The 14,500-nt window shown below is 38.8% G+C and carries 12 protein-coding genes and 2 tRNA genes; 13 read left to right on the top strand and 1 reads right to left on the bottom strand.

Going from position 1 to position 14,500, the window contains the following annotated elements; all coding sequences use genetic code 11:
• The first annotated feature begins 288 nt into the window (after window positions 1-288).
• The 10 genes from lon (at window position 289) to nqrF (ending at window position 11,310) form a co-directional block, all read left to right on the top strand.
• Window positions 289-2,742 (top strand): endopeptidase La, encoded by a 2,454-nt coding sequence (lon, locus tag HMPREF9078_RS08890; RefSeq protein WP_051035613.1) that lies wholly within the window; start codon window positions 289-291, stop codon window positions 2,740-2,742.
• A 37-nt stretch (window positions 2,743-2,779) separates the two neighbouring features.
• A complete protein-coding gene (gene folE / locus HMPREF9078_RS08885; protein WP_009417986.1) occupies window positions 2,780-3,451 on the top strand; it encodes a GTP cyclohydrolase I FolE in 672 nt (223 codons plus the stop codon).
• Between the two features lie 375 nt (window positions 3,452-3,826).
• Entirely contained in the window at window positions 3,827-5,182 is a 1,356-nt protein-coding gene (locus HMPREF9078_RS08880; RefSeq protein WP_009420364.1) for a Na(+)-translocating NADH-quinone reductase subunit A, read from the top strand.
• Between the two features lie 40 nt (window positions 5,183-5,222).
• On the top strand, window positions 5,223-6,098 hold the full coding sequence (locus HMPREF9078_RS08875; protein ID WP_009420363.1) for a hypothetical protein: 876 nt from the start codon (window positions 5,223-5,225) through the stop codon (window positions 6,096-6,098).
• A 5-nt stretch (window positions 6,099-6,103) separates the two neighbouring features.
• On the top strand, window positions 6,104-6,628 hold the full coding sequence (locus tag HMPREF9078_RS08870) for a ClbS/DfsB family four-helix bundle protein (protein ID WP_009410217.1): 525 nt from the start codon (window positions 6,104-6,106) through the stop codon (window positions 6,626-6,628).
• The gene (locus tag HMPREF9078_RS08865) at window positions 6,625-7,854 is read left to right on the top strand and encodes an NADH:ubiquinone reductase (Na(+)-transporting) subunit B (RefSeq protein WP_009420362.1); all 1,230 of its coding nucleotides are present in this window, start codon (window positions 6,625-6,627) and stop codon (window positions 7,852-7,854) included. The genes HMPREF9078_RS08870 and HMPREF9078_RS08865 overlap by 4 nt, the downstream gene beginning before the upstream one ends.
• Before the next feature lie 3 nt (window positions 7,855-7,857).
• A complete protein-coding gene (locus HMPREF9078_RS08860) occupies window positions 7,858-8,595 on the top strand; it encodes a Na(+)-translocating NADH-quinone reductase subunit C (protein ID WP_009420361.1) in 738 nt (245 codons plus the stop codon).
• Between the two features lie 6 nt (window positions 8,596-8,601).
• A complete protein-coding gene (locus HMPREF9078_RS08855; RefSeq protein WP_009410220.1) occupies window positions 8,602-9,249 on the top strand; it encodes an NADH:ubiquinone reductase (Na(+)-transporting) subunit D in 648 nt (215 codons plus the stop codon).
• Between the two features lie 20 nt (window positions 9,250-9,269).
• Entirely contained in the window at window positions 9,270-10,013 is a 744-nt protein-coding gene (gene nqrE / locus HMPREF9078_RS08850; protein WP_009410221.1) for an NADH:ubiquinone reductase (Na(+)-transporting) subunit E, read from the top strand.
• Window positions 9,997-11,310: an NADH:ubiquinone reductase (Na(+)-transporting) subunit F gene (gene nqrF / locus HMPREF9078_RS08845; RefSeq protein WP_009410222.1), complete on the top strand. Its 1,314-nt coding sequence runs from the start codon at window positions 9,997-9,999 to the stop codon at window positions 11,308-11,310. The genes nqrE and nqrF overlap by 17 nt, the downstream gene beginning before the upstream one ends.
• A 549-nt stretch (window positions 11,311-11,859) precedes the next feature.
• On the opposite strand, the gene HMPREF9078_RS08840 is transcribed toward nqrF, so the two are convergent.
• Window positions 11,860-11,933, bottom strand: a tRNA-Ala gene (locus HMPREF9078_RS08840).
• Between the two features lie 89 nt (window positions 11,934-12,022).
• Between HMPREF9078_RS08840 and HMPREF9078_RS08835 the strand changes: the two genes are divergently transcribed.
• The 3 genes from HMPREF9078_RS08835 (at window position 12,023) to HMPREF9078_RS08825 (ending at window position 14,039) form a co-directional block, all read left to right on the top strand.
• Window positions 12,023-12,790: an enoyl-CoA hydratase/isomerase family protein gene (locus HMPREF9078_RS08835; protein WP_009420359.1), complete on the top strand. Its 768-nt coding sequence runs from the start codon at window positions 12,023-12,025 to the stop codon at window positions 12,788-12,790.
• Complete coding sequence (gene alr, locus HMPREF9078_RS08830; protein ID WP_009420358.1) at window positions 12,787-13,896, top strand: alanine racemase; 1,110 nt, start codon at window positions 12,787-12,789, stop codon at window positions 13,894-13,896. The genes HMPREF9078_RS08835 and alr overlap by 4 nt, the downstream gene beginning before the upstream one ends.
• A gap of 70 nt (window positions 13,897-13,966) precedes the next feature.
• Window positions 13,967-14,039, top strand: a tRNA-Met gene (locus tag HMPREF9078_RS08825).
• Window positions 14,040-14,500: the final 461 nt, after the last annotated feature.

The raw sequence follows: 14,500 nt of genomic DNA, 5'->3' as shown, positions 1-14,500 counted from the left end.
TATCATACAACAATGCAAAAAATGTTAAAAACGGAGTTTCGATACGAAATAAAAAGGAATAGGTGATAGACCTTAGGCACTAGGTACTAGGGGGAGTGTGGCGGTAAAGACGGAGTAAAGAAGAAAGTAAGAAGGAGGTAATTTTTATGGCACACCTATTGTAATACATAGGAAGCAATGTACATTTTGTAGTATATAAGAAATTGATTTTAAACTGTATAGATATAATGAGAATATTTATATAGACAAGCGACTACTGACAAAATGGCATATAGTAACGATCTAAATATGAATATAGGAAATTTTGACAGCCTTTTGGCTGAACATATAGACGAAGATACAGAGTTCATTCCGCTTCTTACTTTGGAAGATGAAGAAGAGATAGAACGCGAACGCATACCACACGTGTTACCTATTCTTCCCTTGAAAAACACTGTGCTATTTCCAGGAGTAGTAGTGCCTATCAGTGCGGGGAGAGATGCGTCTATTCACCTTATCAACGAGGCATATGCTACTACTAAGACTATTGGTGTTGTAGCTCAATTAGACGAGAAGACCGAAATACCCGAGGGCAAAGACCTCTTTCGTTTTGGTACGGTAGCCCGTATTCTCAGAGTTTTGAAAATGCCCGACGGCAATGTAACTATTATCATTCAGGGTAAAAAGCGCTTCGAGATAGAGAGTATTGTAGAAGAAAAGCCGTACATCAAAGCGATGATAAAAGAGATGCCGGATGTGAAACCCGATGCGAACGATAAGGAGTTTGAAGCGACTATTGAAGCTGTGAAAGACCTCTCTATCAAGATTGTACAAGAAAACCCCAATATCCCTTCGGAAGCGGCTTTTGCTATTAAGAATATAGAAAGCACATCGTTCCTCATTAACTTTATATCGTCCAATATGAATGCTACCGTTTTGGAAAAGCAAAGCGTATTGGAAATTGATGAACTGAAAGAGCGTGCTACGGCTATCTTAAAATATTTGAACATCGACTTGCAACGCCTTACCCTGCGCAACGAAGTACAGTCGAAAACGCGTATTGATATCGACCAGCAACAGCGTGAATACTTCTTGCACCAGCAGATGCGTACTATTCAGGAAGAATTAGGAGGCGTGTCGTACGAGCAAGAGATAGAAGAGCTGAAAAAGAAAGCTAAAACCAAGAAGTGGGACGACAAGATAAAAGAGCTCTTTGAAAAGGAACTGAGCAAATTGCAACGTACTAATCCTAATAGTCCAGATTATGGCATTCAGCGTAATTACTTAGAAGTATTATTGGAATTGCCTTGGAATGAGTATTCTAAAGACAACTTTGACCTAAAACGCGCTCAGAAAATCCTCGATAAGGAACACTACGGATTAGAAGAGGTGAAACGCCGTATCATAGAGTATCTGGCGGTACTCAAACTGCGCAATGATATGAAATCGCCTATTTTGTGCTTCTATGGACCTCCTGGGGTAGGGAAGACTTCCTTAGGACGCTCTATTGCCAAAGCTTTGAGCCGTGAGTACGTGCGTATGTCGTTAGGAGGTTTGCACGATGAAGCAGAGATACGTGGTCACCGCAAAACCTATATCGGGGCGATGCCAGGACGTATTTTGCAACAACTTAAAAAAGCTAAGACTTCTAATCCTGTATTTGTATTAGATGAGATAGATAAATTAGGAAACAATAGTTACCAAGGCGATCCTTCTTCGGCTATGCTAGAAGTGCTCGACCCTGAGCAAAACAAGGAGTTTTACGACAACTTCCTCGAGATGGGTTACGACCTTTCTAAGGTGATGTTTATCGCTACTGCGAACGACCTTTCAACCATACAGCCTGCTTTGCTAGACCGTATGGAACTCATCAACGTAACAGGTTATACCATAGAGGAAAAGACCGAGATAGCTAAACGCCACTTATTACCTAAGCAACTCAAAGAACACGGTATGAAAACTACCGACTTACAATTGGGCAAAAAGGAAATAGAACGTATTGTGGAAGGTTATACTCGCGAATCAGGGGTACGCGCTTTGGAAAAAGAAATAGCGAAAGTAGTGCGCTACGGAGCTAAAAACTTAGCAATGGAAGAAGCCTACGACCCTAAACTTACCATAGAGACCATAGAAAAAATATTGGGACCTGCCCGCTTAGAACGCGATAAATACGAAGATAACGAGGTAGCTGGCGTAGTTACTGGATTGGCGTGGACGAGTGTAGGAGGAGATATTCTGTTTATAGAATCTGCCTTATCGAAAGGTAAGGGAGTGCTTAATATTACGGGTAATTTAGGTCAGGTGATGAAAGAATCGGCTACTATTGCTTGGGAATACCTAAAAGCCAATGCTGAACACTATAACCTCAATGTGAAACTCTTTGATAGTTACGATGTGCATATACACGTACCCGAAGGGGCAACCCCTAAAGATGGTCCGAGTGCGGGTATTGCGATGCTTACCTCACTAATGTCGCTTTTTACTCAAAAGAGAGTGAAAAAACACTTGGCAATGACCGGAGAGATTACTTTGCGTGGAAAGGTACTACCGGTAGGTGGACTCAAAGAGAAGATTTTGGCAGGGAAACGCGCAGGTATTAAAGAATATATTTTGTGCAAAGACAACGAGAAAGATATCTTGGAAATCAAGCAAGAATACCTTAAAGGACTTACTTTTCATTATGTAACGGATATGGAAGAAGTGATACGTTTGGCAATTACCAATCAAGATGTAAAACACAAAAAAGTTTTAACCTTTGAGTAATAATTAGTACTTTTGCACTTTCATAAGATAAAGAACAATGAATAAAAATCAAGAAGAAGATATATTAGGAGATAACCATATAGCAACTTCGGCAGTTACACCACTTAGAGCAGATGCTTTTCAGATGAGTGAAACCGAAAAGATAGCGGAAATAGAAACTCACGTACGTGCTATTTTGCATACTTTGGGAATGGATTTAACCGATGATAGTTTGAAAGGCACTCCCAGGCGTGTAGCTAAGATGTTTGTAAAAGAGATTTTTGGAGGCTTATTACCAGAGCGCAAACCTTCGATGTCTACTTTCGAGAACTCTTACCATTATGGTGAGATGTTGGTAGAGAAGAATATTGTAGTGTATTCCACTTGTGAACACCACTTGTTACCTATTGTAGGGCGTGCTCACGTAGGCTATATTTCTAACGGTAAAGTGTTAGGGCTTTCGAAGATGAATCGTATTGTAGAGTATTATGCGAAACGTCCGCAAGTGCAGGAACGCCTTACGATGCAAATAGTACAAGAGATGCAACGCGCTCTCGGTACCGAAGATGTGGCTTGTATTATAGATGCCAAACACCTATGTGTGAACTCTCGCGGTATAGAAGATATTGATAGTAGTACGGTTACTGCTGAGTTTGGTGGTAAATTCAAAGACCCTGAGATAAGAAAGGAGTTCTTAGAATATATAAAATTAGACACGAGATTCCATTAAACTAATGTAAGTTTGATGTAAGGAGGTGATGTTGTGCCTCAGAACGCTGTAGCACGGCAGGCAATAGAAAATAATATTTGTTATATTGAGCAGATGTTAATTAAAAGAATAAAATACCCCTAAAAGTTTAGTACTTTTAGGGGTATTTTTTATGAATAAAGATTTTAGGAGAGGGAAAGGTAAAGAATAGTAGTTTAAATATTGAATTTTAAAAGTTTATAGATGAAATAGGAGGCTATTTTTTAGCTGTGAAATAGGAAGATATTATACGTAAATTTGATGTATTGAGCTAAAAAAAAGGAGTAGATTATTTTAAATCAAAAATAAATTTGTATATTTGCACCTAATTTAATAAAACTAACTAATATTATTTATATGTCAAACGACATCCGCATTCGAAAAGGGTTAGACATACACTTGGAAGGCGAAGCTGATAAAACTACACAACAGCTTCCGCTTGCCTCTTTGTATGGTATTAAACCCAATGATTTTCACGGTGTTATTCCTAAGCTTTTATTGCGTGAGGGTAATGAAGTGAAAGCAGGTGAAGCACTATTCTTTTCAAAGAGTGATGAGCGTGTTTTGTTCCCTTCTCCGGTAAGTGGTACCATTAAGGAGATTGTACGAGGTGAGCGTCGTAAAGTGTTGGAAATACACATTGCGCCCAGTCAAGAACAAACCTTCAAAGACTATGGGAAGAAAGACGTAGAAGAGATGCAGGGTGAAGATATTAAGGCACACCTCCTTTCAGCAGGTTGCTGGCCTTTTATCAAACAACGCCCTTATGACGTGATTGCCAATCCCGACGGGAAGCCTAAGGCTATCTTTGTGTCGGCTTGCAAAACCAATCCGCTCGCTCCCGATTACGACTATGTGCTCAAAGGAAAAGAGCAAGCACTGCAAACCGCTCTTACCGCCTTAGCTAAACTCACCACAGGGAAAGTACACGTGTCCGTTTTCAAAGACAGCTCGTTGTCACCTTTCCGCAACCTTAAGGGCATAGTGGTGCACAATGTGTCAGGACCTCACCCAGCAGGGAACGTCAGTACACAAATTGCCCAAATCAGTCCGATAAACAAAGGTGAAGTGGTATGGGTGGTAACGCCTCAAGATTTGGTGGTGATAGGAGAACTCTTCTTAACAGGTAAAGTGAACCTCACCCGTACAGTAGCTCTTACAGGTTCGCGCATTGAGAAACCTCACTATGTTACAGCCCTTGCTGGAGCTCAAATCAGTGGCGTCGTGGGTAGCCAGGTAAAAGACGTGGCTGCAACCCGTATTATTAGCGGTGATGTGCTTACTGGTACTAAGGTGAGTGAAACAGGCTTCTTAGGTTTTTACGACGACCAAATTACAGCAATTCCCGAAGGAAATGATTATGATTTGTTCGGTTGGGCAAAACCAGTAACCAACAAGATTTCGCTTACACGTTCGCTTACTTTCTCGTGGTTGAACCCTAAGAAAAAGTACGACCTCAATACCAATACCAATGGTGAACAACGTGCTTTTGTGGTAACAGGTATGTACGAAGAGGTTTTCCCGTTGGATATTTATCCGATGCAACTGCTTAAAGCCTGCTTGTATAAGGATTTGGACGAGTTGGAAAACTTAGGAGCTTACGAAGTAGCACCAGAAGATTTTGCACTTACTGAATTTGTATGTGTATCTAAACAACCACATCAGCAAATTATCAGAGATGGACTTGATTTAATGATGGCGGAATTAGGTTGATTCATATAAAAGTAAGTAAACAGTTTTAAATAATTGAAATATGTCTAATTATTACAAACCTTCAGGGAAGTTTTCACCTATATCATTTGTGTATTTCATATTAGTATGTACAATAGCATTGCCTATATTGGCAACTATTTATGCGTACTTAATATGGTATATTCCAATTATATATCTTAACTTCTTAGTAACATTTGGTTTTGGTTTTGCTATAGCCTTTACTGTTGGTTATTTAGTAGTTAGATTGGGTAAAGTACGTAATTATGGCTTAGCTATTTTGTTTGCTCTCATAGCATCACTTGTTGCTTATTATCTGCAATGGGTAGTATGGGCTGATTTGGCTATCAATACGAGTGAAGTGTATGGTAATAAGCAAATAGGTGTAGCCGTAAGTAATGTGCAAATTGAACAATTGCTGTACTTATTAGGGCATCCATCAGACCTTTTTGGATTGATAGGACTTATCAATGAAGAAGGGACGTGGGCTATAAAGGGGAATACTGTGAGTGGAGTTTTCCTTACCATTATTTGGGTAATTGAATTCTTAGTAATTGTGATTATGGGAATAGTTGCCTCTGTAGGTAGAGCTAAAGAGCCTTTTAACGAGCTTGCAGATGAGTGGTTTAAAGAAGAAGAATTACCTGCTTTTTCTTATATAGAAAATGTAAGTGACTTTAAACAACAAGCTGAACAAGGTAATTGGGAACAACTTTTTACAGTTATTCAAAGAGGTGATAAAGGAACTAACCATAGTGTTTTTACCTTATATACCTCGGCTAATGAGTATTATCTTTCAGTTTCTAACGCTACAGCAAAAAAGAATAAGAAAGATAAGATAGAGTTTGATACCGAAGATTTTATAAAATATCTCAGTATTGATAAAACTGTTTATGACTTATTGAAAAGTAAAATCTAAACATTATGGCACGTCCGCAATCTAAATTAGGGCTTGTAGTATCAGCAGAAAGAAATTACAATGAATTGATTTCTTTGATTGATACTATTCCCGAAGACAAACGAGAAAAGGAGTTTCCTAAGGGAACAATGAATCGAAATCTCCGAGATGTACTCGGGCATTTATATCATTGGCATTTGCTTTTTTTATCTTGGTATGAGGAAGGAATGAAAGGAGGTAAACCTAAAATACCCAAAGAGGGTTATACTATGAAAGACACTCCTAAATTAAATCGAGAGATATGGAAGAGTTGCCAAAAAGTACCGTTTTCTAAAATGTTTTCTCTGTTTAAAGATTCACATAGTAAGGTTTTTCATATTATAGAAAGTCATACTGATGAGGAACTTTTTACAAAGAAAAGATATCCTTGGACGAAGACAACTTCGTTAGGTTCTTATTTAGTTTCGGCAACATCAAGTCATTACGATTGGGCTTTAAAACTAATTCGTAAATCAATAAAAAAGAATAATTACTTATCATCAAGAAAATGAGTTTAAAAAGTAAATTAAATACATTAAAAGAAAAGTATAAAGGAACGAAGATGGAGACGACTTTCAACGCCCTCCACACATTCCTCTATACGCCTAATGAGGTAACCCACGGAGGTACCCACATTAAGGCTGCTGACGACCTAAAACGAACAATGAATATGGTGGTTTTGGCACTGATTCCTTGTTTGATTTTCGGTATTTTCAATATAGGTTACCAGCACGAAGTGGCTTTCGGTCACTTAACACACCCCGCTGAAGGCTTAGCTTTTTGTAGTGGAGATTTTTGGAATTGGACAAACTTTAGTATTGGTTTTATAAAAGTACTTCCTCTTGTAGTAGTGTCGTACGTAGTAGGGTTGGGCATTGAGTTTATCTTTGCTACCATTCGTGGTCACGAAGTAGAGGAAGGATACTTGGTAACCGGTATGTTGGTGCCACTTATCGTTCCAGTAGATATTCCACTTTGGATGCTTGCTGTAGCAGTAGCCTTTGGAGTAATCATCGGTAAAGAGGTATTCGGGGGTACAGGTATGAATATCTTAAACCCTGCGCTTACCATTCGCGCCTTCTTATTCTTTGCTTATCCTACTTCAATGACAGGGGATAAAGTATGGGTAACAGGTGTATTAGATCGTTCTAAAGAAATTGCTGCTGGAGCAAACTTAGATGCGGTTTCAGGCGAAACCATCTTGGGTAACTTGGCACAAGGACACCCTATTCACTACACCGATTCTGACCTTCTTTTCGGGTTTATCCCAGGTTCAGTAGGTGAAACTTCTACTATCATTATCCTCTTAGCAGGTTTATTCCTCATCTATACCAAAATTGCTTCTTGGCGTGTGATGGTTAGTATGTTTATAGGAGCTTGGGTAATGGGTGCTATTTTCAACGCTTTAGCACCAAGTATGGTAGGCACTTCTTTCTACGCTATTTGGAGCGTACCAGCTTATCAGCACTTGCTCATTGGAGGTTTGGCTTTCGGGGCTGTATTTATGGCTACCGACCCAGTTACAGCAGCACAAACGAATACTGGTAAGTATATCTATGGCTTCTTAGCTGGTTTCATTGCTATTGCTATCCGTTGCTTCAACCCTGCTTATCCTGAAGGGGTAATGCTTGCTATCCTATTAATGAACGTATTGGCTCCTACTATCGACCACTTCGTAGTACAAGCTAATGTATCTCGTCGTAAAAAACGTTTAAAAACAGTTACTAAAACCGCATAAATTATGGCAGTAAAAACAGAAAGTAATTCGTATACAGTGATTTTCGCCATTATAATGGTGGTAATCGTAGGAGCTTTGCTCGCTGGTATTTCGTCAGCATTGAGCAGCGATATCAGTAACAATAAAAAGTTAGAAAAGAAACAGAACATCCTCTATGCTATGGGTGTAAATCACAACCAAGGTGAGCTCGGAGGTGGTAAAGTAGAGTTTCTTTCTACAACTGATGCTGAAAAAGAGTTCCCTAACTATGTGAAAGAACAATACCTTATCAAAGGGAATACCGCTGAAAAAGTAGAAGGTGCTAACGACCTTATCAACTTTAACGGTCATCGTGAAGGTTTGCCTCTTTATGTAGGTGAAAAAGATGGAACTACCCTCTACATCATTCCCGTAAACGGACGTGGTTTGTGGGATGCTATTTGGGGATATATAGCCGTAGATAAAGACCTTATCGTACGTGGCGTTTTCTTTGACCACAAAGGAGAAACTGCTGGTTTGGGAGCTAATATCAAAGAACGTTTCTTTATGGACGACTTTATTGGGGAACACCTCTTAGATGCTGCTGGTAATTTCCAAAGCATTCAAATATCAAAAAGCAATGGTGACCCTGAAAACAAACGTAAAGAAGATGGGAAAATAGATGCTATTGCAGGAGCTACCCTTACTGGTAATGGAGTGCAAGCAATGATACGCGATGGCATAGAGCCTTATATATCCTATATTAAAAGTTTAAACAAATAAGAGACTATGGGACTATCAAAAAAAGATACAAAATTAGTAACCGACCCTCTATGGGATAACAACCCCGTAACGGTACAAGTATTAGGAATTTGTTCAGCTTTAGCGATTACAGCGCAATTGAGAGCCGCTATTGTAATGAGTCTTTCCTTTACCTTTGTACTTGTAATGGGTAACGTAACCATTTCTTTACTTAGAAATGTAATACCACCTAAAATCCGTATCATTGCCCAGCTAATTGTAGCAGCTGCTTTGGTAATCGTGGTGGACTTTGTGCTGAAAGCCTATGTGTACGACCTTAGCAAACAGCTGTCGGTATATGTAGGGCTTATCATCACTAACTGTATTTTGATGGGACGCTTTGAGGCGTTTGCCTTAGGAAATCCTCCAGGAAAATCGTTCTTAGATGCTATTGGTAATGCAGGTGGTTATTCTATCGCTTTGCTTATCGTCGCCTTCTTCCGTGAACTATTAGGTTCAGGCACTTTGCTCGGTTTCCAAGTATTAGGAGACCCTATTAAGAAAACAGGTGTATATGCTTGGGGCTATGAAAACAACGGTTTTATGTTGTTAGCGCCTATGGCATTAGTAACTTACGGTATAGTAGTGTGGGTACAACGTTCACGTAATAAAGCCTTGATAGAAGACAGTCATTAATCATTTAAAAAGAAAAGAAAATGTTAGAATATTTAACACTGATTTTTAAATCGGTATTCGTAGAGAATATGATTTTCGCTACCTTCTTAGGTATGTGTTCGTACTTGGCTGTATCTAAAAAAGTATCTACTGCCATAGGCTTAGGAGCTGCTGTTATTTTTGTACAGACTCTTACCGTACCTATGAACTACTTGTTGAACCAGTATATCCTCAAAGAAGGTGCTTTAGCTTGGTTAGGTCCAGAGTATGCTAATTATGATTTGAGCTTCCTTACCTATATCTTGTTCATTGCCACTGTAGCTACGATGGTGCAGTTGGTAGAGATTATTGTAGAGAAGTTTTCTCCATCGTTATATAACTCGTTGGGTATTTTCTTGCCTTTGATAGCCGTAAACTGTGCTATCTTAGGAGGGTCACTCTTTATGCAATCACGTGAGGAAACTATTCACTCTTTTGGTCTTTCAGTAGCCTACGGGTTCAGTTCAGGATTGGGATGGGCTATCGCTATCTTAGCGTTGGCAGCTATCCGTGAGAAAATACGTTATTCACACGTACCTGCACCCTTGCGTGGCTTGGGTATCACCTTTATCACTACAGGGCTTATGGCTATCGGCTTTATGAGTTTTGGTGGTATGCTTACAGGTGGTAGCAGCAAAAAGGAAGCTAAAGAAGCTCCTAAACAAGAGACTACTATCCAACAAGAAGTTAAAACTGATAAATTAGCTCATAACACAAAAGATTTAAGCAATGATATTAGCAAGTGAAATATTAACAACTATTACGGTAACGGTAATAGGATTATTGGTAATAATCCTGCTGTTAGTAGCTATTTTGCTTTACGTAAAACAGAAACTAACCCCATCGGGACCTGTGAAAATTACAATTAATAAAGACAAAGTAATTGAAGTGCCTATCGGCGGTTCATTGCTTTCTACTTTGGGTAACGAGAAGATTTTCTTGCCATCAGCTTGTGGTGGTAAGGGGTCTTGTTTACAATGTAAATGCCACGTGTATGAGGGAGGAGGAGAGGCTCTTCCTACAGAAACGCCTCACTTTACAAAGAAGGAACTCAAAGAAGGTATGCGTTTAGCTTGCCAAGTGAAAGTAAAACAAGATATGCAAATAGGCGTACCAGAACAAGTGTTTGGTATCAAGAAATGGGAAGCTACTGTAGTGAGCAACTATAATGTGGCTTCGTTTATTAAAGAGTTTGTGGTAGAACTCCCAGAAGATATGGACTACAAACCAGGAGGATACATTCAGATTGAAATTCCTGCTTGTGAAGTGAAATATTCTGATATTGATATCACTGCACACCCTAAAGAACACCCAGGAGAGCCTGATAAGTTCAGAATGGAGTGGGATAAGTTTAAGTTATGGCCTCTTGTAATGAAGAATCCAGAACCGGCAGAGCGTGCTTACTCTATGGCTTCCTATCCAGCAGAGGGACGCCGTATAATGTTGAATGTGCGTATCGCTACGCCTCCTTTTGATAGAGCTAAAGGAGGATGGATGGACGTAAATCCTGGGGTAGCTTCTTCTTATATTTTCTCACGTAAACCAGGTGACAAGGTAACCATCTCGGGACCTTATGGCGAGTTCTTCATCAATGATTCTAACGCTGAGATGTTATATGTAGGAGGAGGAGCTGGTATGGCGCCTATGCGTTCGCACTTGTATCACCTTTTTAAAACCTTAAAAACTAATAGGAAAGTTACTTATTGGTACGGAGGTCGTTCAAAACGCGAGTTGTTCTATGTAGAACATTTCCGTGAATTGGAGCGCGAATTCCCTAACTTTAGATTCTTTATTGTACTTTCTGAACCACTACCTGAAGATAATTGGAAAGTGAAGAAAGATATTAATGATCCTGAAGGCGATGGTTTCTTAGGATTTGTTCACAACGCTGTAATTGAACAGTATTTGAGCAAACACGAAGCCCCAGAAGATATAGAATTGTACTTCTGCGGTCCTCCAATGATGAACAAAGCCGTTCAGAAAATGGGTCAAGACTTTGGTATGCCTGATGAAAACATTCGTTTCGACGACTTTGGTGGTTAATCACTACCTACATTATACAAAAATCCGACTTAGTGATAAGTCGGATTTTTTTATTGATAATGGAATGAGAGAAAAAACTAATAACGTCGATAATGTCAATAATGCCAGAATAAGGTATGCTTAGCTTATAGAAAACTTATATAAAAGACGGTGCGAGCCGCACGGGCAGATAAACAAAAGACAAACAAAATATCCTCTCCCCAGCCCTCTCCAAAGGAGAGGGAGTGTAGTAACGGAAAAGTGAGACAAAAAAATGAACGAACAAAAAACGGTGTGAACCACAAGAGCAGATAATGAAATGACGAACAAAAGACGAACAAAAGACGAACAAAAGCCGAACAAAAGACGAACAAAAGACGGTGCGAGCCGCACGGGCAAATGAACAAAGAACGAAGGAATGACGAAGGATAAACGGTGTAAGCTGCTCAGGCAAATGAACAATGAACGAAGGAATGACGAAAGATAAACAGAGTGAGCTTCGCAGACAGAAGAAGAATAAACAAAGAAAAGATGATTAAAAGTTCTACTTTTAATCATCTTTTTTGCTTGTGGAGAAGATGGGGCTCGAACCCACGACCTTTTGGCTGCCAGCCAAACGCTCTAGCCAACTGAGCTACATCCCCGTTTGTGAGCGCAAAGGTAAAATATTTTTTCTAATTACCAAACCTATTTGCGAAAAAAGTTATACTTTTGCCATAAATTTATAATAACAATGACTGATAGATTGCAAGGTTCGTTATATACGAAAATAGATAAAAAACTGGCTGTTACTACTTTTGGACATCCTAATGCGAACTCTTTCCCTTTGGAGTTGCTAAACAGACTTACCAAAGAAATTGATGCGCTTTCTGAAAATGAAGAAGTAAGCATTATACTTCTCAAGAGTGAAGGAGATAGAGCCTTTTGTGCAGGAGCTTCTTTTGACGAACTCTTAGCCGTTAGCAATGAAGAAGAAGGAAAACGTTTCTTTGAGGGCTTTGCGCATCTTTTTTTGGCGATGCGTCGCTGTAAAAAACTTATTATTGGGCGCGCTCAAGGCAAGGCTGTTGGCGGAGGAGTGGGCTTACTCGCTACCTTAGACTATGTGTTTGCTACCGAAACAGCGAGTATCAAGCTATCGGAACTTTCACTGGGCATAGGCCCTTTTGTGATTGCTCCTGCAATCTTACGTAAAGCCGGACAAGCAACACTCAACGAACTTTTTATGGCTCCTGACCAATGGAAAAGTGCTTATTGGGCTCAACAGAAAGGGTTGATTGCTCGCGTGTTCGAAAATACAAAAGATATGGACGAAGCGATAGACCATTTTATAGATACGCTTCTGAAATCCAATCCAGTAGCTTTATCGGAAATGAAACGCATCACTTGGCAACACACTGAGCATTGGGAACAAGAACTCATAAATAACGCAGCTATTTCAGGAAAATTGGTACTTTCAGAGCAAACAAGATTAATGTTAGAAAAATTGAAGAATAAATGAAAACAGAAGAAACCGTTTTAGAAATCAACCTTACCGACTTAGAAAAAAACGTTCTTTACTTAAAAAGCCGACTCAAACCTACAACTTTGTTTTTGGGAGTGGTAAAAGCTTCCTCTTATGGGAATAATTCGGTGCCTATAGCTTTACATTTGGAAAAGAAAGGATTGGCGAATTACTTTGCAGTTGCCTACACTTCCGAAGGTAAAGCTTTGAGAGAAGCAGGTATTACACTTCCTATATTGGTGTTACACCCACAACCTATTAATTTTGATGATATTGTAAAATATCAATTAGAACCGACATTATATTCACAGCGTATTACAAAGCTATTCTTGGAGTATGCTGAGAAACACCATTTGGTAAAATATCCTGTGCACCTTAAATGTAACACAGGGCTTAATCGCTTGGGGTTTGATTTAAATGAAATAGATGGAGTGCTCGCTTTGTTAAAAAATAATACTACGGTGACAGTGAAAACGGCTTATTCTCATTTAGCGGCTTCAGAGGATATGAATGAGAAAGAGTTTACTGAAAATCAGATTAAGACTTTTATTGCTTTCCAAGAAAAGATAAACAAAACTTTCTCTCATAAAGTAATTTACCACCAGTGTAATACTTCAGGTATACTGAATTATGCCCACGCTCAGTTTGATATGGTGCGTTGTGGTATAGGAATGTACGGCTTTGCCAATGACGCTCAGCTACAACAATATCTTACGCCTATTATGACTCTCAAAAGCGTTATCTCACAAATACACACTTTGCAAGTAGGTGATAGTTTAGGCTATAATCGCGGTTACATTGCTGACCATATTACTAAAACAGCCACTATACCAGTAGGTCACGCTGATGGAATCAACCGTATTTACGGTAAGGGGAAAGGCTTTGTATTTATCAATGGGAAGAAAGCGCCTATTATAGGTAATGTGTGTATGGATATGATATTGGTAGACGTTACTAATATTCCTTGTGAAGAGGGAGGAGAGGTAATTGTATTTGATAAAGACCATACAGCTGAGACATTAGCTGAATCGGCAGGTACAATTTCGTATGAACTTATTACCTCTATGGCGCACAGAATCAAGAGAGTATATATAGAAGAGTGAAAAGTGTAAAAAATAATACCTAAAAAATTTTGGTATATAAAAAAAAGGTTGTACTTTTGCACCCAGAAATCGCGGGATAGAGCAGTAGGTAGCTCGTCGGGCTCATAACCCGAAGGTCACTGGTTCGAGTCCAGTTCCCGCTACAAAATAGGCGTAATTAGTCTGGTTTAAAGACTGATTACGCCTAACTTCTTAAAATAAGTGCATCGGATTTGTAGCTATTTTCCTGCACGAGGAAGGTAGCCGTAAATAGAAAACATCTCTTCACTTTTTATATAAAGTAATTTAGCAATATTTAATTTAACGCTATAGATATTTTTAATGTGTCTTATATTATTTGTTAGATAAAATATTATTGAAATCGTATTTTATTTCTGCAAAAAGAAAAGTTTTTACAACTTAAAAAACATCTAAAATGCATTTGGGTAAAACTTTAACAAGACTTTAACATAGTGTAAAATATTGGAAATGAAAAACCTATATTTTTTTTGATTTAAAAACGTAAAAATATATACTTTAATGATGTGTAATTAAAAAAAAAAGATTACTTTTGTCGCACTAACTCTGTATACATAATATACATATTAGTTTTAAGAATAGCAGT

The organism is Capnocytophaga sp. oral taxon 380 str. F0488 (assembly GCF_000318255.2).
In the GTDB taxonomy this organism is placed as follows: domain Bacteria; phylum Bacteroidota; class Bacteroidia; order Flavobacteriales; family Flavobacteriaceae; genus Capnocytophaga; species Capnocytophaga ochracea.
Note: the sequence above shows the minus strand (reverse complement) of the source record. Positions and strands in the feature narration are given on the sequence as shown.